The 24,090-nt window shown below is 63.1% G+C and carries 26 protein-coding genes and 1 pseudogene; 13 read left to right on the top strand and 14 right to left on the bottom strand.

Annotated elements, in window-relative coordinates:
* Positions 1–13 precede the first annotated feature (13 nt).
* Together AB5975_16280 and AB5975_16275 are read right to left on the bottom strand one after the other, a co-directional pair.
* Positions 14–1,387: a sensor histidine kinase gene (locus AB5975_16280; GenBank protein XDR18241.1), complete on the bottom strand. Its 1,374-nt coding sequence runs from the start codon at positions 1,385–1,387 to the stop codon at positions 14–16.
* A gap of 3 nt (positions 1,388–1,390) precedes the next feature.
* The gene (locus AB5975_16275; GenBank protein ID XDR18240.1) at positions 1,391–2,110 is read right to left on the bottom strand and encodes a response regulator transcription factor; all 720 of its coding nucleotides are present in this window, start codon (positions 2,108–2,110) and stop codon (positions 1,391–1,393) included.
* 194 nt (positions 2,111–2,304) lie between these two features.
* On the opposite strand from AB5975_16275, the gene AB5975_16270 reads away from it, so the two are divergent.
* From AB5975_16270 to AB5975_16255, 4 genes are all read left to right on the top strand, one after another.
* The gene (locus AB5975_16270) at positions 2,305–5,058 is read left to right on the top strand and encodes a response regulator (GenBank protein ID XDR18239.1); all 2,754 of its coding nucleotides are present in this window, start codon (positions 2,305–2,307) and stop codon (positions 5,056–5,058) included.
* Between the two features lie 61 nt (positions 5,059–5,119).
* Positions 5,120–6,109 (top strand): 2-hydroxyacid dehydrogenase, encoded by a 990-nt coding sequence (locus AB5975_16265; protein XDR18238.1) that lies wholly within the window; start codon positions 5,120–5,122, stop codon positions 6,107–6,109.
* 31 nt (positions 6,110–6,140) lie between these two features.
* Complete coding sequence (locus AB5975_16260; GenBank protein XDR18237.1) at positions 6,141–6,578, top strand: hypothetical protein; 438 nt, start codon at positions 6,141–6,143, stop codon at positions 6,576–6,578.
* On the top strand, positions 6,575–6,979 hold the full coding sequence (locus tag AB5975_16255) for an META domain-containing protein (protein ID XDR18236.1): 405 nt from the start codon (positions 6,575–6,577) through the stop codon (positions 6,977–6,979). The genes AB5975_16260 and AB5975_16255 overlap by 4 nt, the downstream gene beginning before the upstream one ends.
* Before the next feature lie 35 nt (positions 6,980–7,014).
* Here AB5975_16255 and AB5975_16250 read toward each other — a convergent pair whose 3' ends face one another.
* Positions 7,015–7,479 carry a TlpA disulfide reductase family protein gene (locus tag AB5975_16250; protein ID XDR18235.1) on the bottom strand — a complete coding sequence of 155 codons (465 nt, stop codon included), beginning with the start codon at positions 7,477–7,479 and terminating at the stop codon, positions 7,015–7,017.
* A gap of 85 nt (positions 7,480–7,564) precedes the next feature.
* Here AB5975_16250 and arsC point away from each other — a divergent pair, with 85 nt between their 5' ends.
* Genes arsC through AB5975_16235 form a run of 3 tightly spaced genes read left to right on the top strand, consistent with a single transcriptional unit; the run spans position 7,565 to position 8,926 of the window.
* Positions 7,565–7,918 (top strand): arsenate reductase (glutaredoxin), encoded by a 354-nt coding sequence (gene arsC, locus AB5975_16245; protein XDR18234.1) that lies wholly within the window; start codon positions 7,565–7,567, stop codon positions 7,916–7,918.
* The gene (wrbA, locus tag AB5975_16240; GenBank protein ID XDR18233.1) at positions 7,915–8,520 is read left to right on the top strand and encodes an NAD(P)H:quinone oxidoreductase; all 606 of its coding nucleotides are present in this window, start codon (positions 7,915–7,917) and stop codon (positions 8,518–8,520) included. The genes arsC and wrbA overlap by 4 nt, the downstream gene beginning before the upstream one ends.
* Positions 8,513–8,926 (top strand): DUF2069 domain-containing protein, encoded by a 414-nt coding sequence (locus tag AB5975_16235; GenBank protein XDR18232.1) that lies wholly within the window; start codon positions 8,513–8,515, stop codon positions 8,924–8,926. Before wrbA ends, AB5975_16235 begins: the two co-directional genes overlap by 8 nt.
* A 40-nt stretch (positions 8,927–8,966) precedes the next feature.
* Here the strand turns inward: AB5975_16235 and AB5975_16230 are convergent, their stop codons facing one another.
* Both AB5975_16230 and ttcA read right to left on the bottom strand, forming a co-directional pair.
* Positions 8,967–9,638, bottom strand: coding sequence for a DNA-3-methyladenine glycosylase I (locus AB5975_16230; protein ID XDR18231.1), 672 nt, complete (start codon positions 9,636–9,638; stop codon positions 8,967–8,969).
* Between the two features lie 4 nt (positions 9,639–9,642).
* Positions 9,643–10,467, bottom strand: a complete 825-nt coding sequence (gene ttcA, locus AB5975_16225) for a tRNA 2-thiocytidine(32) synthetase TtcA (GenBank protein XDR18230.1) — start codon at positions 10,465–10,467, stop codon at positions 9,643–9,645.
* Positions 10,468–10,729: 262 nt separating this feature from the next.
* Here ttcA and AB5975_16220 point away from each other — a divergent pair, with 262 nt between their 5' ends.
* Entirely contained in the window at positions 10,730–11,329 is a 600-nt protein-coding gene (locus tag AB5975_16220; protein ID XDR18229.1) for a Yip1 family protein, read from the top strand.
* A 131-nt stretch (positions 11,330–11,460) separates the two neighbouring features.
* Positions 11,461–11,955: a SprT family zinc-dependent metalloprotease gene (locus AB5975_16215; GenBank protein XDR18228.1), complete on the top strand. Its 495-nt coding sequence runs from the start codon at positions 11,461–11,463 to the stop codon at positions 11,953–11,955.
* Positions 11,956–12,042: 87 nt separating this feature from the next.
* Here the strand turns inward: AB5975_16215 and fpr are convergent, their stop codons facing one another.
* Positions 12,043–12,822, bottom strand: coding sequence for a ferredoxin-NADP reductase (gene fpr / locus AB5975_16210; protein XDR18227.1), 780 nt, complete (start codon positions 12,820–12,822; stop codon positions 12,043–12,045).
* Between the two features lie 118 nt (positions 12,823–12,940).
* Between fpr and finR the strand changes: the two genes are divergently transcribed.
* Positions 12,941–13,867 (top strand): LysR family transcriptional regulator FinR, encoded by a 927-nt coding sequence (gene finR, locus AB5975_16205; protein XDR18226.1) that lies wholly within the window; start codon positions 12,941–12,943, stop codon positions 13,865–13,867.
* Here the strand turns inward: finR and AB5975_16200 are convergent.
* From AB5975_16200 to AB5975_16190, 3 genes and pseudogenes are all read right to left on the bottom strand, one after another.
* Positions 13,864–14,229: a diacylglycerol kinase gene (locus AB5975_16200; GenBank protein XDR18225.1), complete on the bottom strand. Its 366-nt coding sequence runs from the start codon at positions 14,227–14,229 to the stop codon at positions 13,864–13,866. The two genes, finR and AB5975_16200, sit on opposite strands and share 4 nt — an antisense overlap.
* A 73-nt stretch (positions 14,230–14,302) precedes the next feature.
* Positions 14,303–14,952 (bottom strand): annotated as a pseudogene (gene erdR, locus AB5975_16195) (response regulator transcription factor ErdR).
* A 179-nt stretch (positions 14,953–15,131) separates the two neighbouring features.
* A complete protein-coding gene (locus tag AB5975_16190) occupies positions 15,132–15,842 on the bottom strand; it encodes a tRNA-uridine aminocarboxypropyltransferase (GenBank protein XDR18224.1) in 711 nt (236 codons plus the stop codon).
* A gap of 218 nt (positions 15,843–16,060) precedes the next feature.
* On the opposite strand from AB5975_16190, the gene AB5975_16185 reads away from it, so the two are divergent.
* On the top strand, positions 16,061–16,480 hold the full coding sequence (locus tag AB5975_16185; protein ID XDR18223.1) for a quorum-sensing-regulated virulence factor family protein: 420 nt from the start codon (positions 16,061–16,063) through the stop codon (positions 16,478–16,480).
* Positions 16,481–16,495: 15 nt separating this feature from the next.
* Here the strand turns inward: AB5975_16185 and AB5975_16180 are convergent, their stop codons facing one another.
* Positions 16,496–16,705, bottom strand: a complete 210-nt coding sequence (locus AB5975_16180; GenBank protein XDR18222.1) for a hypothetical protein — start codon at positions 16,703–16,705, stop codon at positions 16,496–16,498.
* Positions 16,706–16,865: 160 nt separating this feature from the next.
* Between AB5975_16180 and AB5975_16175 the strand changes: the two genes are divergently transcribed.
* A complete protein-coding gene (locus AB5975_16175) occupies positions 16,866–17,987 on the top strand; it encodes an LOG family protein (protein ID XDR18221.1) in 1,122 nt (373 codons plus the stop codon).
* A gap of 49 nt (positions 17,988–18,036) precedes the next feature.
* Here the strand turns inward: AB5975_16175 and recX are convergent, their stop codons facing one another.
* The 4 genes from recX to AB5975_16155 form a co-directional block, all read right to left on the bottom strand.
* The gene (gene recX / locus AB5975_16170; protein XDR18220.1) at positions 18,037–18,507 is read right to left on the bottom strand and encodes a recombination regulator RecX; all 471 of its coding nucleotides are present in this window, start codon (positions 18,505–18,507) and stop codon (positions 18,037–18,039) included.
* A 20-nt stretch (positions 18,508–18,527) separates the two neighbouring features.
* The gene (gene recA / locus AB5975_16165; protein ID XDR18219.1) at positions 18,528–19,595 is read right to left on the bottom strand and encodes a recombinase RecA; all 1,068 of its coding nucleotides are present in this window, start codon (positions 19,593–19,595) and stop codon (positions 18,528–18,530) included.
* A 103-nt stretch (positions 19,596–19,698) separates the two neighbouring features.
* Complete coding sequence (locus AB5975_16160; GenBank protein XDR18218.1) at positions 19,699–20,181, bottom strand: CinA family protein; 483 nt, start codon at positions 20,179–20,181, stop codon at positions 19,699–19,701.
* Positions 20,182–20,245: 64 nt separating this feature from the next.
* Entirely contained in the window at positions 20,246–21,304 is a 1,059-nt protein-coding gene (locus AB5975_16155) for a hypothetical protein (GenBank protein ID XDR18217.1), read from the bottom strand.
* 186 nt (positions 21,305–21,490) lie between these two features.
* Between AB5975_16155 and mutS the strand changes: the two genes are divergently transcribed.
* On the top strand, positions 21,491–24,064 hold the full coding sequence (gene mutS / locus AB5975_16150) for a DNA mismatch repair protein MutS (GenBank protein ID XDR18216.1): 2,574 nt from the start codon (positions 21,491–21,493) through the stop codon (positions 24,062–24,064).
* The last annotated feature ends 26 nt before the right edge of the window (positions 24,065–24,090 follow it).

Here is a 24,090-nt window from a genome sequence, read left to right as displayed (position 1 = left end):
GATTGGGCTGCCTTCAGGTGAAATGTGGTACCCGCGAAGAGGCCGATACATGTGACGGCAAACGCATCCACAGCCGCAACCCATGCTTGCCATTCTGCGCCCACAAGGTCCCACCCTGGCGCTGGATGGCGCTGCGGGCAATGCTCAGCCCCAGGCCAAAACCACCATCCCCCGGTCGCGAGCCATCCAGCCGCGAGAACGGCGCGAAGATCCTCTCCAGGTCTTCTTCGGCCACCCCGCCGCCCTCATCCTCCAGCCACAACCACCAATAGCTACCCTCACGCTGCCCGCCCAACCGCACGACACCCTCGGCCGGTGAATGGCGGATGGCATTGCGCAGCATGTTCTCCAGCGCCTGGGCCAGGTGGTTGAGGTTGCCCTGCACCCAGCAGTCGGCCGGCACTTCGCAGCGCAAGCGGGCAGGCGACCAGCCGCTTTCATAGCAGGCATTCTCAGCCAGCAGCTCCCAAAGCGCGTGCACTTCGATCGGTTCCAGGTTCATCGGCGCACGTTCGGCGTCCTGCCAGGCCAACTGCAGGGTGCCCTCCACCAGCTGCTGCATGCAGTCCACCTCACGGGTCAGGCGCTCACGCAGGCGTTGCAGGTCGGTTTCGCCGTCGCAAGCGACCCGCAACCGGCTCAGCGGCGTGCGCATTTCGTGGGACAAGTCGCGCAGCAACTGCTGCTGCATGGCCACCGTGCCCTGTAGCCGCTCGGCCATCTGGTCGAAGGCACGGGCCAGCTCGCCCAGCTCGTCGTGCCGGGCGATGGTGCGCGAGTCCAGGCGTGCCGACAGCTGATCGGCGCGCCAGGCATTGGCCTGCTCGCGCAGCTGGTTCAGCGGCACGATCAACATCCGGTACAGGCCCACGCACAGCAACAAGGTGAACAGACCGGGGATGATGCCGTTGGTGACAATGCGCCACAGCAAGCGGTACTGGTCCGGGTTGAACCGCTGTGGCAGCTCGATCACCAGCATGCCCTGCTCCGGCGCCCCCGGGAAGGGTATGCGCACCCACGGCTGGTCGACGCTGCGCCGGCTCATCGGCCAGTCGACACCGCGCAGGCGGGTCAGCCGCTGCATGATCTGCGGGTTGAGGGTAGCGCTGTCGAGCGGCCGCAGGTTGATGTCGAGCACGCCCACCCAGCCCCGTTCACGCTGATGCATCGCCGCCACCCACTGGTCCAGCCCCGCCCGCCCACCGCTGCGCCAGGCCTGTTCAGCCTCGCCGGCGTAGCCCCGCAATGCCTGCCGGGCCGGCTCCGATAGGAAGGCATTCTGGGTTTCCATGTGCCGGCCCCAGGTGTAACTGAGGCCGATCATCAGCAGGCAGAAACCCACCAGCAAAATGGCGAGTTTCCAGAACAGCGAGTGGCGATCCAGCATGGCTCACTCCGCCTCGCCGGCGCTGAGCACATAACCCTTGCCCCACACGGTGCGTATCTGTCGTTCGTGGTAGCCGATACCCTTGAGCTTGCGACGGATCTGGCTGACGTGCATGTCCAGGCTGCGGTCATGCCGCGAATAGCCGCGCTGCAACACCTGCTGGTACAGAAACGGTTTGCTCAGGACCTCTTCGAGGTTGCGGTTAAGGATGTCCAACAACCGGAACTCGCTGGGGGTCAAGCCTGCCAGATGGCCATCCAGGCGCACATCGCATAGCTCCTCATCGAACTCCAGCTCACCGCAGCCAGCCTGCTCCAATGGAGCTTGATAGCGCCGCTCAAGGGCCACGCGGCGCAGAATCGCCTCGATGCGCACCTGCAACTCGGCCATGCTGAACGGCTTGGGCAGGTAATCGTCGGCCCCTCGCTGAAAGCCGCTGATACGGTCGGCCTCGGCCCCCAGCGCCGACATCAGGATCACCGGTGTGGCGCTACGCTTGCGCAATTGCGCCAGGGCATCCAGGCCATTGAGCCCCGGCAGCAGGATGTCCATGAGCACCACATCGAAGATTTGGCGACCCGCTGTTTCCAAACCCTCCAGGCCATTACGGCACCAGGTGACCTGAAAACCACCCCGTTGCAGCTCTTCGTGCAGATAGGCACCCAGGACCGGGTCGTCCTCGATGGCGAGGATATTGGAGTTGTGAATAGCTACAGGATTCATTGGCAACTGCCATGCATTCTCAATTGTGCAATTATTGAGCATCCACCGCCTGCCAGGCAACCGCCCTGCGACCAATGCCCCGGCAATGCTGCAAATCAGCTATTGAAAGAGGTGCAATGGTGCGGCAGGCGGAGTAACTTCGCGGCTTGACCGTCACCACCTGACGGCTACCAGGCACATCACAGGAGGCGAGTGTGCTCGATCGTTTGGGAATTCGCAGCCGGGTACTGCTGCTGGCACTGCTGCCGGCCGGCTTGATGGCCCTGGTGCTGGGCAGTTACTTCACCTGGCTGCAACAGAACGACCTGCGCACCCAGTTGCTGCAGCGCGGCAAGATGATCGCCGAACAACTGGCGCCACTGGCAGCACCTGCCATGGCCCGGCTTGCGCCTGCGCAACTGGAACGCATTGCCGCACAAACCCTGGAGCAGGCCGATGTGCGCGCCGTCGCCTTCCTGGCCCCGGACCGCACGCGCCTGGCCCACGCCGGCCCGAGCATGCTCAACCTGCCACCCAGCGGCGGGACCGGCACGCAACTGCTGCAGCGCAGTGGCAATGACGCCACCCGCTACCTGATGCCGGTGTTCGGCCACCACCGCGACCTGGCCACCGATGCCGTGCCGGCCGAAGCCGAGCGCCTGCTGGGCTGGGTAGAGATCGAGCTGTCGCACGACGGCACGCTGCTGCGCGGCTACCGCAACCTGTTCACCAGCCTGTTGCTGATCTTCGCCTGCCTGGTCCTCAGCGGCCTGCTGGCGCTGCGCATGAGCCGCACCATCAACGACCCCATCGAACGCATCAAGCACGCGGTCAACCAGCTCAAGGACGGCCACCTCGAAGAACGCCTGCCGGCCATGGGCAGCCATGAGCTGGACGAGCTGGCTCGCGGTATCAACCGCATGGCCGAAACCCTGCAAAACGCCCACGAAGAACTGCAGCACAGCATCGATCAGGCCACCGAGGACGTGCGCCAGAACCTGGAAACCATCGAAATCCAGAACATCGAGCTTGATATGGCGCGCAAGGAAGCCCTTGAAGCCAGCCGTATCAAGTCAGAATTCCTGGCCAACATGAGCCACGAGATCCGTACCCCGCTCAACGGCATCCTCGGCTTCACCCACTTGCTGCAAAAAAGCGAGATGACGCCGCGCCAGCTGGACTACTTGAGCACCATCGAGAAGTCCGCCGACAACCTGCAGGGGATCATCAACGAGATCCTCGACTTCTCCAAGATCGAGGCCGGCAAGCTGGTGCTCGACAGCATTCCGTTCAACCTGCGCGACCTGATCCAGGACACCCTGACCATCCTTGCCCCGGCCGCCCACGCCAAGCAGTTGGAATTGCTCAGCCTGATCTACCGCGACACGCCGTCCTCGCTGATCGGCGACCCGTTGCGGCTCAAGCAGATCCTCACCAACCTGGTCAGCAACGCCATCAAGTTCACCCGCGAAGGCACGATCGTGGTGCGCGCCATGCTCGACGACGAGCACGAAGACCACGCGCAACTGCGCATCAGTGTGCAGGACACCGGCATCGGCCTGTCGCCGCAGGATGTGCGCACACTGTTCCAGGCCTTCAGCCAGGCCGACAACTCGCTGGCCCGGCAGCCGGGTGGCACTGGCCTGGGGCTGGTGATTTCCAAGCGCCTGATCGAGCAGATGGGCGGCGAAATCGGTGTCGACAGCACTCCGGGTGAAGGTTCGCAGTTCTGGATCAGCCTCAACCTGCCCAAGGCTCACGACGATGTCGAGGAGCTTCCGCTGCAGCCACTACTGGGCCGCCGCGCAGCCATTGTCGATGGCCACGAACTGGCGCGCCAGGCGCTGGAGCACCAGCTGGAAGACTGCGGCCTCAGCGTGAGCCTGTTCGCCTCCTACGACCAATTGCTGCATGGGGTGCAGGCCGCCAGCCAAGCCGGCCTGCCGTTCGAGTTCGCCGTGCTCGGGGCCAACCTGGGCAACCTGTCGCCCGAGCAACTGGGCCACTATCACCAGCAGCTTGAGCGTTACCATTGCCAATGCGTGGTGCTGTGCCCGACCACCGAGCAGGCGCTGTACCACCCGTACCTGCCCAACGGCCATGGCCAGTTGCTGTCCAAGCCCACCTGCACCCGCAAGCTGCGGCGCCTATTGCTGGAGCTGGTGCAGCCGCGTCGACCGCTGGCCGAGGTGAACAACGTCAACGGCCAGCGCCAGCCGAAAATACTCTGCGTCGACGACAATGCCGCCAACCTGCTGCTGGTGCAGACCCTGCTCGAAGACCTGGGTGCTGAGGTGCTGGCCGTCGACAATGGTTATGCTGCGGTACAGGCCGTGCAGGATGAGCCGTTCGACCTGGTGCTGATGGACGTGCAGATGCCTGGCATGGACGGCCGCGCCTGCACCGAACAGATCCGCCTGTGGGAAAACACCCAAAGCGGCAACCCGCTGCCGATCGTCGCCCTCACGGCCCATGCCATGGCCAACGAAAAGCGCGCGTTGCTGCACGGCGGCATGGATGACTACCTGACCAAACCGATCAGCGAACGGCAACTGGCCCAGGTGGTGATGAAATGGACCGGCCTGAGCCTCGGTGCACCGCACCAGGCGCAGGCCGAGTTGCCGGCCAACGGCGATGAACTGAAGGTGCTCGACCCGGAAGAGGGCCTGCGCCTGGCCGCTGGCAAGGCAGACCTGGCGGCCGACATGCTGAGCATGCTGCTGGCCTCGCTGGATGCCGACCGCGAAGCCATACGCGCTGCCCGCGAGGCCAATGACCGCGAAGGGCTGATCGAGCAGGTGCACCGTCTGAACGGCGCCTCGCGCTATTGCGGCGTGCCGCAGTTGCGGGCAGCGTGCCAGCGCAGCGAGACGTTGTTGAAGCAGGACAATCCGCAGGCGCAGCAGGCCCTGGATGAACTGGACAGTGCGATCGGCCGGCTGGCTGCGCAGGCGCGGCTGAGCGCCTGAGTGCCTGGCTTGATACAGGCAACCACCACCCCAAGACATGCACCACAAAGGAAACCCCACCATGCGCGCCCTGTTGTTCAGCAGCCAGCACTACGACCAAGAAAGCTTCACCGAGGCTGCCAACGGCACGTCGCTGGAGCTGCATTTCCAGCCCGCCCGCCTGACCCTGGACACCGCCGCACTGGCCGATGGTTTTGAGGTGGTGTGCGCCTTCATCAATGACGAACTCGACGCCACGGTGCTGCAGCGCCTGGCCGCAGGTGGCACACGGCTGATCGCCCTGCGCTCGGCCGGCTACAACCACGTAGACCTGGCTGCCGCCCAGCGCCTGGGCCTGGCCGTGGTACGCGTGCCGGCCTACTCGCCACACGCCGTGGCCGAGCACGCCGTGGCGCTGATCCTGGCGCTCAACCGGCGCCTGCACAGAGCCTACAACCGTACCCGCGAAGGTGACTTCACCCTGCACGGGCTAACCGGCTTCGACCTGCACGGCAAAACCGTGGGCGTGGTCGGCACCGGCCAGATCGGCGCCGCCTTCGCCCGCATCATGGCAGGGTTCGGTTGCCAATTGCTGGCCTACGACCCCTACCCCAACCCAGAGCTGCTGGCCCTTGGCGCGCGTTACCTGCCCCTGCCCGAGCTGCTGCGCGAAGCCCGCATCATCAGCCTGCACTGCCCGCTGACCGAACACACCCGCCACCTGATCAATGCGCAAAGCCTGGCCCAGTTGCAGCCCGGCGCCATGCTGGTCAACACCGGTCGCGGCGCGCTGGTCGATACCCCTGCGCTGATTGACGCGCTGAAAAGCGGCCAGCTTGGCTACCTGGGCCTGGACGTCTACGAAGAAGAAGCCCAGCTGTTCTTCGAGGACCGCTCCGACCTGCCACTGCAGGACGATGTGCTGGCCCGCCTGCTGACCTTCCCCAACGTGATCATCACCGCCCACCAGGCCTTCCTCACCCGCGAGGCGCTGGATGCCATTGCCCAGACCACGCTGGACAACATCAACCGCTGGGCGGCAGGCAATCCACAGAATCTGGTGATGGGTTAGTGCTAGGATACGCGGCATTTCTGGAGGACCCATGGTCGAGCACGATTTCCGCTACACCCTTTTCAACCCGCAACACACCCTGATCGAGTGCCGTGCCTTGGTGCCGGGCCGCTACCAGGTCACTGGCAACGGCGGCTCGATGCACAAAGGCGACACCCTGCTGGTCACCCTGAAGGGCAGCAAGGACTTGTCCATGCGCCTGACCGTGGAGAGCGTACGCCACCTGATCAACCCACGCGGCCAATGGGTTGCCGTGGCTGCTGGCCCGGTGTTCAACGAGCTGGAAATCCTCACCTGGCAGGTCGAGTGCGACAACTGCGACGCCGTGCTGGACTTCGAGTTCGCGGTAGATGCCAAACTGGGCAAGAAAGCCCGCCAGCCTGCCGCCAGCGCGCGCATTGCCGAGCTGGGCTGGGTCAGCCGTGGCGAAAAACACCTGTGCCCCCATTGCCAGGAGAGCGCCGCGTGAAAAACCTGCTGACCGGCGCGCTGATTGCCACCGGCCTGCTCGGCTGCGCCGCCGAACCGTCCAAGCTGCAGCAGGAGCGCAGCTATGTGTTGGAGTGGATTGGCGAACGACCACTGATGGACTACAGCCACCTGACCCTGACCCTGGCCAGCGACGGCCGTGCCTACGGCAACGGCGGCTGCAACCACTGGTTTGCACCGTACACGCTCGATGGCGAGCACCTGAGCTTCGGCAAGGTCGGCAAGACCCGCAAGCTGTGCGCACCGGCGCTGATGGAGCAAGAAAAGCGCTTCCTGCAGGCGCTGGAAACGGTAGAGCGTTGGGACGTATCGCCGGTGGAGCAGATGCGCTTCTGGCCGGCCGAGGGCAAGCCGCTGCGCTTCTGGCCTGAAGAAGGCTGATAATCAATGGGGCCGCTTTGCGGCCCCGGACTGCATCAGGCGCCTTTCAGCGCCTTGATCTTGGCTTGCAGCCCTTCCAGCGTCTGCTCGCCCAGCAACTGCTCACGCACCTTGCCCTTGTCATCGATGATGTAGGTCACCGGCAGCGCCTCGCTGCGCGGCAGGTCATAGCGCTCGGCCGGGTCCTGGGCCAGCACGGTGAAACCGATACCCAGGGTTTCAGCGGCCTGCTTCAAGTCCTGCCCCTGCAAACCATCGAAGTTCACCCCCACCACCTTGATGCCATCAGCCGCCCACTGCTTGGCCGCTGCGTTCAGTTCCGGGATCTCGGTACGGCACGGCCCGCACCATTCAGCCCAGTAATTGAGCACCAGCCAGTGCCCTTCGATCTGTTCGGCCTTAACCGTATTACCGTGTTGGTCCACGCCATAATCGGCACCGCAACCACCGAGCAACAGGCTCGCGGTGATGGCCAGTACTGCTGCCAGACGCCTTGCCATGGGTCAATCCTTCTCGAGTTTTAAAGCAAATTGGTCAGTCGCTGCGGTTAGAATAGCCGCCACACCCAGCTGGATGCGACCCGACATGACTGACCTCACGCTCTATCATAACCCGCGCTGCTCGAAATCCCGCGGCGCGCTGGAACTGCTCGAAGCCCGCGGCCTGGCACCGACCATCGTGCGCTACCTCGAAACCCCGCCCGACGCAGCCACCCTCAAGGCCCTGCTCGGCAAGCTGGGCATCGCCCCACGCCAATTGCTGCGTACCGGCGAGGACGAATACAAAGCGCTCAACCTGGCCGACCCGGCACTGACCGACGCGCAACTGATCGAAGCCATGGCCCAGCACCCCAAGCTGATCGAACGGCCGATTCTGGTCGCCGGTGACAAGGCCGTGGTCGGTCGCCCACCGGAAAAAGTGCTGGAGATCCTGCCGTGAGCGTGCCCTACATCCTGGTGCTGTATTACAGCCGCCATGGTTCCACCAGCGAAATGGCCCGGCACATCGCTCGCGGCATCGAGCTGGCCGGCATGGAGGCACGCTTGCGCACGGTGCCGGCGATTTCCACCGAATGCGAAGCGGTGGCCCCGGATATCCCAACCAGTGGCGCGCTGTACGCCACCCTCGACGACCTGCGCCATTGCGCCGGCCTGGTACTGGGCAGCCCGACCCGCTTCGGCAACATGGCGGCGCCGCTGAAGTACTTCCTGGATGGCACCAGCAGCCTGTGGCTGGGCGGTGAGCTGGTCGGCAAGCCAGCGGGCGTGTTCACCTCCACCGCCAGCCTGCACGGCGGCCAGGAAACCACCCTGCTGTCGATGATGCTGCCACTGATGCACCACGGCATGCTGGTAATGGGGCTGCCCTACAGCGAGTCGGCGCTGCTCGAAACCCGTGGCGGCGGCACCCCTTACGGCGCCAGCCACCACGCCGGTGCCGATGGCAAACGTGAACTCGACCAACACGAGATTGCCCTGTGCCGCGCCTTGGGCCAACGCCTGGCGACCACGGCCAAGGCCCTGGAGGCCGCGCGTGGCTAAAAAGCCCAAGGTGTTGCCGCCGCTGGAATGGCTGGCACCTCGCCTGCGCCTGACGCGGGCGTTGAGCCTGGCGTTCTTCTTCGGCCTGATCGCCCTGCTGGTGGTGAACAACCTGTGGTTCGCCAACCTGCATGGTGCGCGGGTCGAGGTGATCCTGGCGATCGAACTGGTGCCGTTGCTGTTGCTGCTGCCAGGCATGCTGACAGGCAGCGCCCGGGCACATGCCTGGACCTGCTTCGTGGTGAATATCTATTTCATCAAGGGCGTGCTGGCGGCATTCGACCCGGCGCGAGCGGTATTTGGCTGGGTTGAAGTGCTGGTGAGCCTGGGGCTGTTCATTGCCGGGCTGCTCTATGTGCGCTGGAAGTTCCAGCATGAGCGGCGCCTGGCGGGCGAAGGCAGTTAGACGCTTCGCGGGCTTGCCCGCGAAGAAACCAACACACCCGTCAATGGTTGACGGTATGCGCCAGCATCACCGACAACTGGCACAGCGGCCGACCGCTCTCTGCGTGCCACTGGTTGAATGCCTGCTGCACCAAGGCCAGGTCACGCTGGCTGGTCGGTTGCTTGTCTATCACCTTCTGCGCGATCAACGCCGCCGCCATGTCATCGGTAGGGATGAAGGTGTCCTTGCCAACCATGCGCAGAAAACGCGGCGCCGACAACCCGCCCAACTGGTTGCCATGCTTGGCCAGGTACTTCCACAAGCCGACGATATCGGTCACCGGCCAGTCGGCGATGAACGCGCCGAAACTGCCCTTTTCCTTGGCCACGTCGAGAATCATCTGCGCATTGCGCGGCACGCTCTTGAGCTTGCCCAGGTGGCGGATGATGCGCTCGTCATGCATCAGCCGCTCCAGGTGCTCGGCGCCCATCAGCACTACCTTTTCCGGGTCGAAGCCGAAGAACACCTGCTCGAACGCCGGCCACTTGGCATCTACCAGGCTGTGCTTGAGCCCGGCGCGGAACACGCGCAAAGCCAGGGTCGACAGGTAGCGGTCGTCACTGATGTCGCGCAATTGCGCCGGGGTGCGCGGCTGCGGCAGAAAGGCCTCCAAGGCCTGGGCCGAGCCAAAGCGGTTCAGGCAGTACTCGTGCAGCCACTGGTAATCGCGCATAGGCTCAGATGTTCAGCACATCGAGAAAACGCGGGGTGGCGTTTTCGTCGATCTTCAGGCTGGTGAAATCGAACAGGTTGCGGTCGGCCAGTTGCGATGGCGCCACGTTCTGCAGCGCCCGGAAGATACTCTCGGTACGGCCCGGGTGCTTGCGCTCCCACTCCACCAGCATGTCCTTGACCACCTGGCGCTGCAGGTTTTCCTGCGAGCCGCACAGGTTGCACGGGATGATCGGGAATTCCTTCATGTCCGAGTAAGCCTGGATGTCCTTCTCGCTGCAGTAGGCCAGCGGCCGGATCACCACGTTGCGGCCGTCGTCGGCGCGCAGCTTCGGCGGCATGCCCTTGAGCGCGCCGTTGAAGAACATGTTGAGGAAGAAGGTTTCGACGATGTCGTCGCGGTGGTGCCCCAACGCCATCTTGGTCGCGCCGATTTCGTCGGCGAAGGTGTACAGGGTGCCACGGCGCAGGCGCGAACACAGCGAGCAGGTGGTCTTGCCCTCGGGCACCAGCTCCTTGACTACCGAGTAGGTATCCTTCTCGACGATGTGGTACTCGACGCCCAGCTCCTTGAGGTAGGCCGGCAGCACATGCTCGGGGAAGCCCGGCTGCTTCTGGTCCATGTTCACCGCGACGATCTCGAACTTGATCGGCGCCACCTTCTGCAGGTGCAACAGAACGTCGAGCATGGTGTAGCTGTCCTTGCCGCCGGACAGGCAGACCATGACCTTGTCGCCATCCTCGATCATGTTGTAGTCGGTGATGGCTTCGCCGGCGAGACGACGCAGGCGTTTTTGCAGTTTGTTCTGGTTGACCGAGAGGGTGCCCATAGCGCTTGGATCCGCGAGGTGTGACAAAAGCCGGCTATTTTACGCACAAACGCGGCATCGCTGTAGGCATTCCGATAAAGACTTCAATGTAATCAACAGCACGCCTTACAGCGCAATTTGCTCTAAAAAGCACGGTTTGTGCCGGTAACCGCTTCCTATACTGCGACATAAGGCCACATTACCGCTTGCATCGGTGTTCGGGCCTCGGGCCGCTTGCGCTCCATCTGGGGGGCGTTTGGCAACATTGAGAGGAGTGATCGGCATGATTCATCACGTTGTGGGGCTGTTTACCCATCCCGATCAGGAATGGCGGGAAATTCGTGGCGAAGAAGAAACCATCAGCCACATGTACCTGACGCACACCCTGATCCTGGCGGCAATCCCTGCCATTTCAGCCTTTATTGGCACAACCCAGGTGGGCTGGGTGATCGGCGACCGGCCGGCAGTGATGCTGACCATGGAAAGCGCCATCTGGATGAGCATCATGTCGTACCTGGCCATGCTCGCCGGGGTGGCGGTAATGGGCGCGTTCATCCATTGGATGGCTCGCACCTACGACGCCAACCCTTCCATGGCTCAGTGCATCGCCTTTGCCACCTACACTGCCACCCCCTTGTTCATCGGTGGCCTCGCGGCACTGTACCCGCACCTGTGGCTGGGCATGCTGATCGGCACTGCCGCCATCTGCTACACGGTGTATTTGCTGTATGTCGGCTTGCCGACGTTCATGAACATACCGTCCGACGAAGGCTTCCTGTTCTCCAGCTCGGTGCTGGCGGTGGGCCTTGTGGTATTGGTGGCGATCATGGCCGCCACGGTGATTATCTGGGGACTGGGCGTGGGGCCCGTCTACACCAACTAGAACAGACTCAACCAACACTGGGGCATCAACCAGGGGCCGCCGCAAGGCGGCCTCTGGCTGTGCGCTGACCGGTGGCTCGGCAGGCCGCCGATGCTTGCGGCATAATGCCCGGTCAGGAGAACCGCCCCACCATGCCCGAGCTGCTCAAAGAACGCGTCGAAACCTGTTACCAGCAAGCCGAAACCTTTTTCAAACGCCCCTTCCCGCGCCCGGAAGTCAGCTTCAAGCTGCGCGGGCAGAAAGCAGGTGTCGCCCACCTGCACGAAAACCTGCTGCGCTTCAACCTGCAGCTCTACCGTGAAAACCAGGAAGACTTCCTGCGCCAGACCGTGGCCCATGAAGTGGCGCATCTGGTGGCCCACCAACTGTTCGGCGATAGCATCCAGGCCCATGGCGAGGAGTGGCAACTGATCATGCGTGGGGTGTACGAGCTGCCACCCAACCGTTGCCACAACTATGAGGTGCAACGGCGCGCGACGACCCGCTACATCTACCGTTGCCCGTGCCCGCAGGGTGATTTCCCGTTTACCGCGCAGCGGCACAAGCTGGTGCGCCAGGGGCGGCGCTACCTGTGCAAGCGGTGCCGGGCGATTCTGGTGTACAGCGGCGAGACGCGCGTCGAATAGGCACACCGACCGCCCCACAAACAGCGCATTTCTCAGAAGCAATAAAAAAGGCGACCCCAGGGTCGCCTTCTTGTACCAGCCTGCGCCTTACTTCTCGACGAAGGCTCGTTCGATCAGGTAATCACCCGGCTCGCGCATGCGGGCAGAGACTTTCAGGCCGAAGCTGTCCAGCACTTCGCTGGTCTCGTCGAGCATGCTCGGGCTGCCGCAGATCATCGCGCGGTCGTCCTGCGGATTGATCGGTGGCAGGCCGATGTCACTGAACAGCTTGCCGCTGCGCATCAGGTCGGTCAGGCGGCCCTGGTTTTCGAACGGCTCGCGGGTCACGGTCGGGTAGTAGATCAGCTTTTCGCGGACCGACTCACCGAAGAACTCGTTCTGCGGCAGGTGCTCGGTGATGAACTCGCGGTAGGCCACTTCGTTCACGTAGCGCACGCCGTGCACCAGGATGACTTTTTCGAAGCGCTCGTAGGTTTCCGGGTCCTGGATGACGCTCATGAACGGCGCCAGGCCAGTACCGGTGCTCAGCAGGTACAGGTGCTTGCCTGGGTTCAGGTCGTCGAGCACCAGGGTACCGGTAGGCTTCTTGCTGATGATGATCTCATCGCCTTCCTTCAAGTGCTGCAACTGCGAGGTCAGCGGGCCGTCCGGCACCTTGATGCTGAAGAATTCCAGGTGCTCTTCCCAGTTTGGCGAGGCGATGGAATAGGCACGCATGAGCGGGCGGCCGCTTTCCTGCTGCAGGCCGATCATCACGAACTGACCGTTCTCGAAGCGCAGCCCCGGGTCGCGGGTGCACTTGAAGCTGAACAGGGTGTCGTTCCAGTGGTGCACACTGAGGACACGTTCGTGGTTCATGTTGCTCATCGATGGGGCTCCTGAAGAAAAACGCGGCGCGCAAAACGCGCAGTTGCGCGATAGTTTAGGGGCAGCGACAATATCTGTTAACTGGATTATCAAGATATGTGTTATCGGTTATATCGATATGCGATTCACACTTCGTCAACTGCAAGTCTTCGTCGCCGTCGCTCAGCACCAAAGCGTCTCTCGGGCCGCTAGCCTGCTGTCGCTGTCGCAGTCGGCCGCCAGCACCTCCATCACCGAACTGGAGCGGCAATCGAGCTGCCAACTGTTCGACCGTGCCGGCAAACGCCTGGCCCTCAATGCCCTGGGCCATCAACTGCTGCCACAAGCGGTGGCCCTGCTCGACCAGGCCAAGGAAATCGAAGACCTGCTCAACGGCAAGTCCGGTTTCGGTTCGCTGGCGGTCGGCGCCACGCTGACCATCGGCAACTACCTGGCCACCCTGCTGATTGGCAGCTTCATGCAGACCCACCCGGAAAGCCAGGTAAAGCTGCACGTACAGAACACTGTGCATATCGTGCAACAGGTAGCGCACTACGAAATTGATCTAGGTCTAATCGAAGGCGACTGCAACCACCCGGACCTGGAAGTGCAGCCGTGGGTCGAGGACGAACTGGTGGTGTTCTGCGCGCCGCAGCATCCGCTGGCCAAGCTGGGCCGTGCCGATATAGACAACCTTTCGCAAGAGGCGTGGATCCTGCGCGAGCAAGGCTCAGGCACACGCCTGACCTTCGATCAGGCCATGCGCCATCACCGCGCCAACCTCAATATCCGCCTGGAGTTGGAGCACACCGAAGCGATCAAGCGCGCAGTGGAGTCGGGCCTGGGTATCGGTTGCATTTCACGCCTGGCCCTGCGTGACGCCTTCCGCCGTGGCAGCCTGGTACCCGTGGAAACCCCGGAACTGGACCTGATGCGCCAGTTCTACTTCATCTGGCACAAACAGAAATACCAGACGTCGGCCATGCGTGAGTTTCTCGAGCTATGCCGCAACTTCACTGCGGGCTTTACCCGCAGTGACGAAATTGTGTTGCCGCCAATCGCTTAAAGCAGGATCACGCCCCACACCAGCGCCACCATGGTCAGTGCCACCAGTTGTGCGGCGCTGCCCATGTCCTTGGCATTTTTCGACAGTGGGTGGCGCTCCAGCGAAATGCGGTCGATGGCCGCCTCTACCGCCGAATTGAACAGCTCGACGATCAGCCCCAGCAGGCACACCGCGATCATGATTGCCCGCTCGGCACGGCTGACCGGCAGCCAGAAGGCTATCGGGATCAGCAGCACGTTGAGCAGCACCAGCTGGCGGAATGCGGCCTCGCCCTTGAAGGCGGCGCGCAGGCCGTCCAGCGAGTAGCCGGCGGCGTTGAAGATGCGTTTGAGGCCGGTCTGGCCTTTGAATGGCGATGTCATGTGAGTCACTTCACAACAGAAAGGCCAGCAGACTAGACCGGCTCGGGTCAAAAAAGCGTGAAGCCACGCGCAGTCAGTTGCTGGCAACCGATTCAAGTTGTTGCAGCAGCAGCGCGGCCTGGGTCCGGGTACGCACGCCCAGCTTGCGGAAGATCGCGGTAACGTGGGCCTTGATGGTCGCTTCCGACACGCTCAGCTCATAGGCGATCTGCTTGTTCAGCAGGCCTTCGCAGACCATGGTCAGTACGCGGAACTGCTGCGGCGTGAGGCTGGCCAAGCCCTCGCTGGCGGCCTTGGCCTCGGCCGAGACATCCACCTTCTCGAACGCCTGCGGCGGCCACCAGACCTCGCCATCGAGCACCTTGCGCACCGCATCCTGGATCACTTCCAGGGGGCTGGATTTGGGAATGAAACCACTGGCGCCAAACTCGCGGGACTTGACCACCACGGCGGCCTCTTCCTGCGCCGAAACCATAACCACGGGGATCTGCGGGTATTGCCCACGCAACAGCACCAGCCCGGAAAAACCGTAGGCACCCGGCATGTTCAAGTCCAGCAGCACCAGGTCCCAGTCGGCTTTTTCGCTCAGGCGGGTTTCCAGTTCGGCAATGCTCGCGACTTCGACCAGGCGTACATCCGGGCCCAGGCCAAGGGTAACGGCCTGGCGCAGGCGCCACGGAACAGTGGGTGGTCATCGGCAATCAGGATTTCGTAAGTGGCCATCGATCTAAGGATCCTGTTCTGTGCCAGGCGCTTGGGGGTAAAGGAGGCGCCCGGCGGGGAATCGGCGCCAAGGATGCCGAGCACGGTCAAGGGTGGTCAAGCCAATCGCCCTGCCGTCTCGCCCACCCTGGCTGCCAGCTCCGTCATTATGAACCAAAGCAGGGGTTGTGCCCCTTGGACTATAGGAAGGTATGCAAACGTTGGTGGGTGTCGTCCTGCTCGTCCAGCGGCAGGCGCTGCTTGCCGCTCAGGTAATGCAGGCTGAACACATCCAGGTACGCATCCAGCGCCTGGGAGGCCTGGCTGTCGCCGGCCAGGTCCAGGCACATGGCCGCGACTTCCGCCGTGCAGAAATGATCGTCGCGCTTGGAGCGACGCAAGCGGTAGCGCGACATCTGTTCGGCCTGCAGGCTCAGCACCGGAAAACGGTCCAGGTACGGGCTTTTGCGGAACATCTTGCGTGCTTCGGTCCAGGTGGCATCCAACAGGATGAACAGCGGGCGCTTGCCAGGCTCGCGCACCACCTCGCTGACCACCCGCTCCTGAGCAACGAACTCGCCCGGGAAAACGATATAGGGCTGCCAGCGCGGGTCGTCGAGCAAGGCCAGCAGGCGCTCGTCAACCGAGGTGCGCAACCAGCCGAAGGCCGCGGTGTCTTCGATCAGGTCGGCAATCAGCCAGCCGGTGTTGGTGGGCTTCAGCGGCTCGGTGTCATGCATCAGCAGGCATACACCGGCGTCAGCCTTCACCCGGGGCTTCCAGGCACACAGGCAATGGGTAGCGATGACCCGGCAATCCGGGCAACGCTCTGCTCGCGAGCCACGGGCGATGAAAGGCTTGTTGCTGCGGGCCAGGCGTTCGGCGCGCAGGCGCGCTACCGCATGGCTCATGCCGGCAGGCCTCTGGACAGGTTGGAAATGGGCACAAGGATGACTCGGAGAAAACAAGGGTGCCAGTCTACCAGAACAGGGGGCAATTGCTGTGCAGGCGGCAAGGTGGCCCTTATAATCGGGGTTTTATCGCGCCCGGTAGTCACCACCGCGCGATTTCACGGAACGCCGTCGACCCGCGCATGTCAAAGCGCCAGTCATCGAACCAGGAGAGATTCATGCTGCGCCTTATCGCCCCCGCCCTGAGCTTGTTGCTCGCCCTGCCTCTGGCAGCCCAGGCGGCTTCCAAGCAGGATTACGACCTGAACAAGATGCTGGAGAAGGTTGCCAAAGAGAGCAGCGTCGGCACCCCGCGTGCGATCAACGAGGACATCCTCGATCAGGGTTACACCGTTGAAGGCAAGGCGCTGGTCAACCACCTGAGCGTGCGCCAGAGCCACGCTGAACGCATGCAGGCCAACCCTGCACAGGTGCGTAGCCAACTGGGCGACAGCGTCTGCCGCAATAGCGGTTTTCGCAACCTGATGTCCAAGGGCGCGGTGATGGTCTACCGTTTCACGGTTTACAAGACCAACCAGCCAATCATGGACCAGGCCTTCGACAGTGCCAGTTGCGTTGCCGGCAACAAGAAGAAGTAAAGGCAGCCCTCCCAGCTATACCTTCTCGTCCTCGCGGGCACTCCAGTGCCCTTCGGCGGCGTCGGCGCGCATCTCGGCCAATAACGCCTGCAAATAGCGCGACTGACACTCCAGCCCCGCCAACCTGCGGCGGCACTCGGCCTCAAGGCTCAGGTGATGCACCTGGGCCGCGTTCTCCAGCTGCTGAAAGAGCTGCCGGTCCACCTCGATGATCAAGCGATGCATACCGCCACCTCCTGCATCGATACGTTTCGCCCTACCAGTTAACCAAACCCATGCGGCCGGTGGCCGCATGCCGACGGGCGGCGGTGGCAAACAGCCCGGCACAATCGGTCGCGAGGGTCTAGATTGAGGTCAGAGGTATTGGTGCAGAAGGAGACGTTGCATGCCTTACCAATCGAATGAACTGCTGTTCAGCCACTTCCGTGACAACAACATCGACTTGAACCACATCGACGCACAACTGCAACTGGTTGCACCCGACAGCCCCAACCTGCCGCTGTACCGCGACATGATGCTGACCATCCTGCGCATGGCCCACGACGACAGCGACCGCTGGAACGCCAAGATTACCCTGCAGGCCCTGCGCGAGCTGGACCACTCGTTCCGCACCCTGCAGCGCTACAAAGGCCGACGCAAGGTGACCGTGTTCGGTTCGGCGCGCACCCCGCTGGAACACCCCATGTACGCCCTGGCCCGCGAGCTGGGTGCCACCCTGGCGCGCTCCGACTTGATGGTCATCACCGGCGCCGGCGGCGGTATCATGGCCGCCGCTCACGAGGGTGCCGGCAGTGCCCACAGCCTGGGCTTCAATATCACCCTGCCCTTCGAACAACATGCCAACCCCACGGTGGATGGCACCGACAAACTGCTGCCGTTCCATTTCTTCTTCATCCGCAAACTGTTCTTCGTCAAGGAAGCCGACGCTTTGGTATTGTGCCCCGGCGGCTTCGGCACCCTTGATGAAGCGCTGGAGGTCCTGACCCTGATCCAGACTGGCAAGAGCCCGCTGGTACCGGTGGTACTGCTGGACTCGCCAGGCGGTAGCTTCTGGCGCGACTGCCTGGACTTCATCAGCCGCCAGTTGGAAGAAAACCGCTACATCCTGCCCAGCGATCTGAAGCTGGTGCGCCTGGTGCACAGTGCCGACGAGGCAGTGGAGGAAATCAACCAGTTCTACAGCAACTACCATTCCAGCCGCTGGCTCAAGAGCCAGTTCGTTATCCGCATGCATCACCCGCTCAGCGAGGCCGCGCTGTATGACATCCAAGAAGGCTTTGCCGACTTGCGCCTGAGTGGCAAATATCACCAGCAAGCTGATAGCAGTGCCGAGCATGAAGTAGGCAATTTCAATCACCTGACCCGCCTGTCATTCGCCTTCAATGGCCGCGACCAGGGCAGGCTGCGCGAGTTGGTGGATTTCATCAACTTGCCCGAGAACTGGGCCAAGCCGCAACCCATGCATACCACGCAGCGGGCCAGGGAGGCGTTGAAGGTCAGTTCATAGGTGTTTGCTGCAGGGGGGCCGCAAAGCGGCCTCAGCCTTTCAGCAATGCTCAGTAATCGTCGAGATCACGCCCACTGAGCAGGCGGCCGATCATGTCCATGGGGAACCCACGGTATGCCAAAAACCGGGTCTGCTGGGCACGACTGCGCGGGTCTTGCGGGCGCTGCCCGGCAAACTTGCGCTGCCATACGTCATGCATACGCTCGCGCCAATCCACTTCGCTCTCGCGCAATGCCTGCTCGATATCAGCACGCGCCAAGCCACGCTGCCCCAGCTCCTCACGAATACGCGAAGGACCGTAGCCAGAGCCTGAACGATAGCGGATGAAGCTTTCGAGGTAACGGGCTTCACTCAGCAGCCCTTCTTCGGCGAGCCGGTCGAGCTCAGGCTCTATCAACTCGTCCGAAGCGCCGCGCTGACGCAACTTGCGCGTCAGCTCGACGCGACCGTGCTCACGTCGCGCGAGCAGGTCCATGGCTGTCCGCCGGATGGCGACGGGGGTGTCGAGTACGGCGGACATATTGGCTATCTACCGCGCAATCAATAACCGGCTTCGGCGTCAGCCACATCGTCGGCACTGGCATCAACGGCGGCAGCCTTGCCGGCTTCAGCGGCAGCACCGGCTTTCAACAGCTTTTCACGGATCTGCTTCTCGATCTCGGCACCAATAGCCGGGTTTTCCGCCAGATACTTGGCAGCGTTGGCTTTACCTTGACCGATCTTGTTGCCCTGGTAGGCGTACCAGGCACCGGATTTCTCGACCAGGCCCTGAGACACACCCAGGTCAATGATCTCGCCGTTACGGTAGATACCTTTGCCGTAAAGAATCTGGAACTCGGCCTGACGGAACGGAGGCGATACCTTGTTCTTGACGATCTTGACGCGGGTTTCGCTACCGACCACTTCGTCGCCTTCCTTGACCGCGCCGGTACGACGGATATCCAGACGCACCGAGGCGTAGAACTTCAGGGCGTTACCACCGGTGGTGGTTTCCGGGCTGCCGAACATCACGCCAATCTTCATACGGATCTGGTTGATGAAGATGACCAGGCAGTTAGCGTTCTTGATGTTACCAGTGATCTTGCGCAGCGCCTGGGACATCAGGCGAGCCTGCAGGCCGACGTGCATGTCACCCATCTCGCCTTCGATCTCGGCCTTCGGCACCAACGCGGCCACGGAGTCGACGATGATCACGTCAACGGCGTTGGAGCGCACCAGCATGTCGGTGATTTCCAGGGCCTGTTCGCCAGTGTCCGGCTGCGAAACCAGCAGGTCGTCGACGTTGACGCCCAGCTTGCCGGCGTACTCAGGGTCGAGGGCGTGTTCGGCGTCGACGAAGGCGCAGGTGGCACCGTTTTTCTGAGCTTCGGCGATGACCGATAGGGTCAGCGTGGTCTTGCCCGACGATTCCGGGCCGTAGATCTCGACGATACGGCCTTTTGGCAGGCCGCCGATGCCAAGGGCGATGTCCAGGCCCAGCGAGCCGGTGGAGATGGCCGGAATGCCTTGACGCTCCTGGTCACCCATGCGCATGACCGCGCCTTTACCGAATTGACGTTCGATCTGACCCAGGGCCGCAGCCAAGGCGCGCTTCTTGTTGTCGTCCATTGAAATCCTCACGTGTTCGACTTGGCCCTGACGGCCGGAATACCTGTATAAGTAGCCAGTATTATTCCACAGGCCGGCGCCCGCGCAAACCCCTGTCGTCGATTTACTCGGCACCAAGCTGTAACAAGCCGTCTAACGCGGCGATCACCGTCTGTCGGCGCACCGCTTCGCGGTCACCGTCAAACTGGCGGCGCTCGCTGAACACCCGGTTGCCATCGCCCCAGGCCAGCCACACGGTACCTACCGGTTTGGCTGGCGAGCCGCCGTCGGGCCCGGCCACCCCGCTCACCGCCACGGCAAAGCGCGCCCCGCTGGCAACCTGGGCCCCGCGGACCATGGCTTCGACGACTTCCTGGCTGACCGCGCCTACCTGGCCGAAGAACACCTCGGGCACACTCAGCAGACGGGTTTTCTGGGCGTTGGAGTAGGTCACGTAGCCAACCTCGAACCAGGCCGAGCTGCCAGGTACGCGGGTAATGGCTTCGGCAATGCCACCGCCAGTGCAGGATTCGGCGGTGGTCACCTGCGCATTGAAACGGCGCAGGTGTTCACCCAGGCGGGTAGCAAGCGTGGTGATCGGGTCCATGTCGGGGCTCCTTGTAAACGGCCCTCTACCCTATCACCCCGCGTCGGGCCCTGGCTCAGGAAACCTACAGGCTGTCCCGGGCAATTTCGCTGAACGCACGCTCGTCGCGCCGACCGAGGCGCGGCAGCCCTTCAGGCCACTCCTCGCGCCAGTCGAAGCCGTCCAGCTTGCGCATGTCTTCGATTGCCGAACGCCACCAGATCACTTTGCACGCGCGCTGATAGTCATCATTACTCATCACGCTGCCGTACAGCAGCTTGCGGCCGATGCCCCGCAGCTCGCGCGGCACCCGCTTCAGGCTCCACTTCACCGACAACCGCGCCAGCCACGAAGGCACAGGACGATACGCCGGCACCTTGAGGGCCAGGCTTGGCATCTGCGGATGGAAGCCCTCGCCGTGCTTGGCGAAGAAGATTTCCAGGATGGCATGCACGTACTGTTTCATCGCGAAGTAGTGGCTGATCACCCCACGCGCTTCGTTGACCTGCGCCCCGTGCAATTCGAAGGAAAAGGCGATCTGTTCGATGGTGTGCAGGTCACCGGTGTAGGGCGTCCAGGCATCGATGCGGGGGATGGCGCGCTCGGCAATGCCGACATTGCAGCGGGTGAAACCCATGACGCCGCTGTTGCAGAGCCGCAAATCATCGGCCGGCGCATTTCCAGCCTCGGCCAGCCCGGCGCTGAAGCGAAGGTAGTCACTGCTGCGCGACGCCTCGGCCCAGCTCGTCTCCACTTCATCGACCAGGAACTGGCCGGCATCGACCTGGCTGAACAGCTTCAACGGCGATTGCAGGAACACCGTATCGGTATCGATGAACACGGTCTTGTCCGCCCACTGCCCGGCCTGAGCAATGGCGCAGGCCTTGCGCCGGTGGGTGTAGCCGCCGTCGCCGGTCCAGGCCTGCAAGGTCTGCTCGTCCAGCGTGATCACTTCCACCGGCCAGCCAGCAAAAGCCTGTGGCTGATCGGTAAGTACACGGATCACTGGCAGCTCAGCCGGTTTGCAACGCGCCATGGCGGTGAGGATGCTGAGTTTGGCCTCCAGCTGATAGATCCGGCGCTCGCCATAAAGGAGGTAGATCAGCTGTTGCTTTACATAGGGAACTGGGCTGGACACATTCATCGTACGGGTCACGGCTAGAGGCGTTTGTCGAGGGCCGCGCATTCTAGAGGTTAACGCCGCACGGCTCCACCTTTGCCGCCAGGCTGCGCGAACATGCCCCAATGCCTGCGCCTGCATCTCGCTGAAAAAGCCTGTACCATTGCCGGTTTACCCTTGCCAACCAGATCACCCGCTGTAAGGCCCTGAATGTCAGATCTTTCCGCACACACACCGATGATGCAGCAGTACTGGAAGCTGAAAAACCAGCACCCAGACCAGCTGATGTTCTACCGCATGGGCGACTTCTACGAAATCTTCTACGAAGATGCGAAAAAAGCCGCGAAACTGCTGGATATCACCTTGACCGCCCGCGGTCAGTCGGCCGGCCAGTCCATTCCCATGTGCGGGATCCCGTTCCATTCGCTCGAAGGCTACCTGGCCAAGCTGGTCAAGCTGGGCGAATCGGTGGTGATCTGTGAGCAGATTGGCGACCCAGCCACCAGCAAGGGCCCGGTGGAGCGCCAGGTGGTGCGCATCATCACCCCTGGCACGGTCAGTGACGAGGCCCTGCTCGACGAGCGCCGCGACAACCTGATTGCCGCGCTGCTCGGCGACGAGCGCCTGTTCGGCCTGGCCGTACTGGACATCACCAGCGGCAACTTCAGCGTGCAGGAGATCAAGGGCTGGGAAAACCTGCTGGCCGAGCTCGAGCGGCTGAACCCGGTCGAGCTGTTGATCCCGGACGACTGGCCGCGCGATTTGCCTGCGGAGAAACGCCCTGGCGCCCGCCGCCGCGCACCGTGGGACTTCGACCGCGACTCGGCGCGCAAGGCCCTGTGCCAGCAATTCGCGACCAAAGACCTCAAAGGCTTCGGCTGCGACAAGCTGACCCTGGCCATCGGTGCCGCCGGCTGCCTGCTGACCTACGCCAAGGAAACCCAGCGCACCGCCCTGCCCCACCTGCGCAGCCTGCGCCACGAGCGCCTGGACGACACGGTCATCCTCGATGGCGCCAGCCGCCGCAACCTGGAGCTGGACATCAACCTGGCCGGCGGGCGCGACAACACCCTTCAGTCGGTGATCGACCGCTGCCAGACCGCCATGGCCAGCCGCCTGCTGAGCCGCTGGCTGAACCGCCCGCTGCGCGACCTCAAGGTACTGCAGGCACGCCAGGATTCGATCCGCTGCCTGCTCGACAGCTATCGCTTCGAGAAGCTGCAGCCGCAGTTGAAGGAAATTGGCGATATCGAGCGGATCCTCGCTCGCATCGGCCTGCGCAATGCCCGCCCGCGCGACCTGGCGCGCCTGCGTGATGCCTTGGGCGCATTGCCCGAGCTGCAGAACGCCATGACCGAGCTCGAGGCACCGCACCTTGCGCGCCTGGCAGCCATCACCGGCACCTACCCGGAACTGGCCAGCCTGCTGGAGCGGGCGATCATCGACAACCCGCCGGCGGTGATCCGCGACGGCGGCGTGCTCAAGGCCGGCTATGACAATGAGCTGGACGACCTGCTGGCGATCAGCGAAAACGCCGGCCAGTTCCTGATCGACCTGGAAGCCCGGGAAAAGGCTCGCACAGGCCTTGCCAACCTCAAGGTCGGCTACAACCGCGTGCACGGCTACTTCATCGAGCTACCGACCAAGCAGGCCGAGCAGGCCCCAGGCGACTACATTCGCCGGCAGACGCTCAAGGGCGCCGAGCGCTTCATCACCCCGGAGCTGAAGGCATTCGAGGACAAGGCACTGTCGGCCAAGAGCCGCGCCCTGGCCCGCGAAAAAATGCTGTACGACGCCCTGCTGGAAACCCTCATCAGCCACCTGGCGCCGCTGCAGGACAGCGCCGCTGCCCTGGCCGAACTGGATGTACTCAGCAACCTGGCCGAACGTGCACTGAACCTTGACCTGAACTGCCCGCGCTTCGTCGACGAGCCGTGCCTGCGCATCGTGCAAGGCCGCCACCCGGTGGTGGAGCAGGTATTGACCACGCCGTTCGTGGCCAACGACCTGGGCCTGGACAACAGCACACGCATGCTGATCATCACTGGCCCGAACATGGGCGGTAAGTCCACCTACATGCGCCAGACCGCCTTGATCGTGCTGCTGGCACACATTGGCAGCTTCGTGCCGGCGGCCAGCTGCGAGCTGTCGCTGGTCGACCGCATTTTCACCCGCATCGGTTCCAGCGATGACCTGGCCGGCGGGCGCTCGACGTTCATGGTCGAGATGAGCGAAACCGCCAACATTCTGCATAACGCCACCGACCGCAGCCTGGTGCTGATGGACGAAGTCGGCCGCGGCACCAGCACCTTCGACGGCTTGTCGCTGGCCTGGGCCGCCGCCGAGCGCCTGGCCCAGCTGCGTGCCTACACGCTGTTTGCCACGCACTACTTCGAACTGACCGTGCTGCCGGAGAGCGAGCCGCTGGTGGCCAACGTGCACCTGAACGCCACCGAGCACAACGAACGCATCGTTTTCCTGCACCACGTGCTGCCTGGCCCTGCCAGCCAGAGTTACGGCCTGGCCGTGGCGCAACTGGCCGGCGTACCGACAGTGGTCATCCAGCGTGCCCGCGAACACCTGGGGCGCCTGGAAACCACCAGCCTGCCGCACGAGCAGCCCCCGGCCGCAAAAGCCAAGGATGCGCCGCAGGTACCGCACCAAAGCGACCTGTTCGCCAGCCTGCCACACCCGGCCATCGAGAAGCTGGGCAAGCTGCAGCTGGACGACATGACCCCGCGTCAAGCTATCGAAATGCTATATCAACTAAAGAACCTGTTATAACGGCGCCCACTACAAGCTGATAGAAT

Origin of the sequence: Pseudomonas putida (assembly GCA_041071465.1) — a bacterium.
GTDB classification, from domain to species: Bacteria; Pseudomonadota; Gammaproteobacteria; order Pseudomonadales; family Pseudomonadaceae; genus Aquipseudomonas; species Aquipseudomonas putida_P.
The sequence above is the reverse complement of the archived record's forward strand: the minus strand, read 5'-3'. Positions and strand labels throughout refer to the sequence as shown.

Coding starts and splice junctions, on each gene's coding strand:
- AB5975_16160 (XDR18218.1), bottom strand. CDS start 20,181: ATGGACCCGATCACCACGCTTGCTACCCGCCTGGGTGAACACCTGCGC.
- recA (XDR18219.1), bottom strand. CDS start 19,595: ATGGACGACAACAAGAAGCGCGCCTTGGCTGCGGCCCTGGGTCAGATC.
- AB5975_16220 (XDR18229.1), top strand. CDS start 10,730: ATGATTCATCACGTTGTGGGGCTGTTTACCCATCCCGATCAGGAATGG.
- mutS (XDR18216.1), top strand. CDS start 21,491: ATGTCAGATCTTTCCGCACACACACCGATGATGCAGCAGTACTGGAAG.
- AB5975_16260 (XDR18237.1), top strand. CDS start 6,141: ATGGTCGAGCACGATTTCCGCTACACCCTTTTCAACCCGCAACACACC.
- AB5975_16155 (XDR18217.1), bottom strand. CDS start 21,304: ATGAATGTGTCCAGCCCAGTTCCCTATGTAAAGCAACAGCTGATCTAC.
- AB5975_16265 (XDR18238.1), top strand. CDS start 5,120: ATGCGCGCCCTGTTGTTCAGCAGCCAGCACTACGACCAAGAAAGCTTC.
- AB5975_16230 (XDR18231.1), bottom strand. CDS start 9,638: ATGCGCGATTACCAGTGGCTGCACGAGTACTGCCTGAACCGCTTTGGC.
- AB5975_16215 (XDR18228.1), top strand. CDS start 11,461: ATGCCCGAGCTGCTCAAAGAACGCGTCGAAACCTGTTACCAGCAAGCC.
- AB5975_16200 (XDR18225.1), bottom strand. CDS start 14,229: ATGACATCGCCATTCAAAGGCCAGACCGGCCTCAAACGCATCTTCAAC.
- finR (XDR18226.1), top strand. CDS start 12,941: ATGCGATTCACACTTCGTCAACTGCAAGTCTTCGTCGCCGTCGCTCAG.
- AB5975_16275 (XDR18240.1), bottom strand. CDS start 2,110: ATGAATCCTGTAGCTATTCACAACTCCAATATCCTCGCCATCGAGGAC.
- AB5975_16185 (XDR18223.1), top strand. CDS start 16,061: ATGCTGCGCCTTATCGCCCCCGCCCTGAGCTTGTTGCTCGCCCTGCCT.
- ttcA (XDR18230.1), bottom strand. CDS start 10,467: ATGGGCACCCTCTCGGTCAACCAGAACAAACTGCAAAAACGCCTGCGT.
- fpr (XDR18227.1), bottom strand. CDS start 12,822: ATGAGCAACATGAACCACGAACGTGTCCTCAGTGTGCACCACTGGAAC.
- arsC (XDR18234.1), top strand. CDS start 7,565: ATGACTGACCTCACGCTCTATCATAACCCGCGCTGCTCGAAATCCCGC.
- AB5975_16175 (XDR18221.1), top strand. CDS start 16,866: ATGCCTTACCAATCGAATGAACTGCTGTTCAGCCACTTCCGTGACAAC.
- AB5975_16190 (XDR18224.1), bottom strand. CDS start 15,842: ATGAGCCATGCGGTAGCGCGCCTGCGCGCCGAACGCCTGGCCCGCAGC.
- recX (XDR18220.1), bottom strand. CDS start 18,507: ATGTCCGCCGTACTCGACACCCCCGTCGCCATCCGGCGGACAGCCATG.
- AB5975_16180 (XDR18222.1), bottom strand. CDS start 16,705: ATGCATCGCTTGATCATCGAGGTGGACCGGCAGCTCTTTCAGCAGCTG.
- AB5975_16250 (XDR18235.1), bottom strand. CDS start 7,479: ATGGCAAGGCGTCTGGCAGCAGTACTGGCCATCACCGCGAGCCTGTTG.
- AB5975_16280 (XDR18241.1), bottom strand. CDS start 1,387: ATGCTGGATCGCCACTCGCTGTTCTGGAAACTCGCCATTTTGCTGGTG.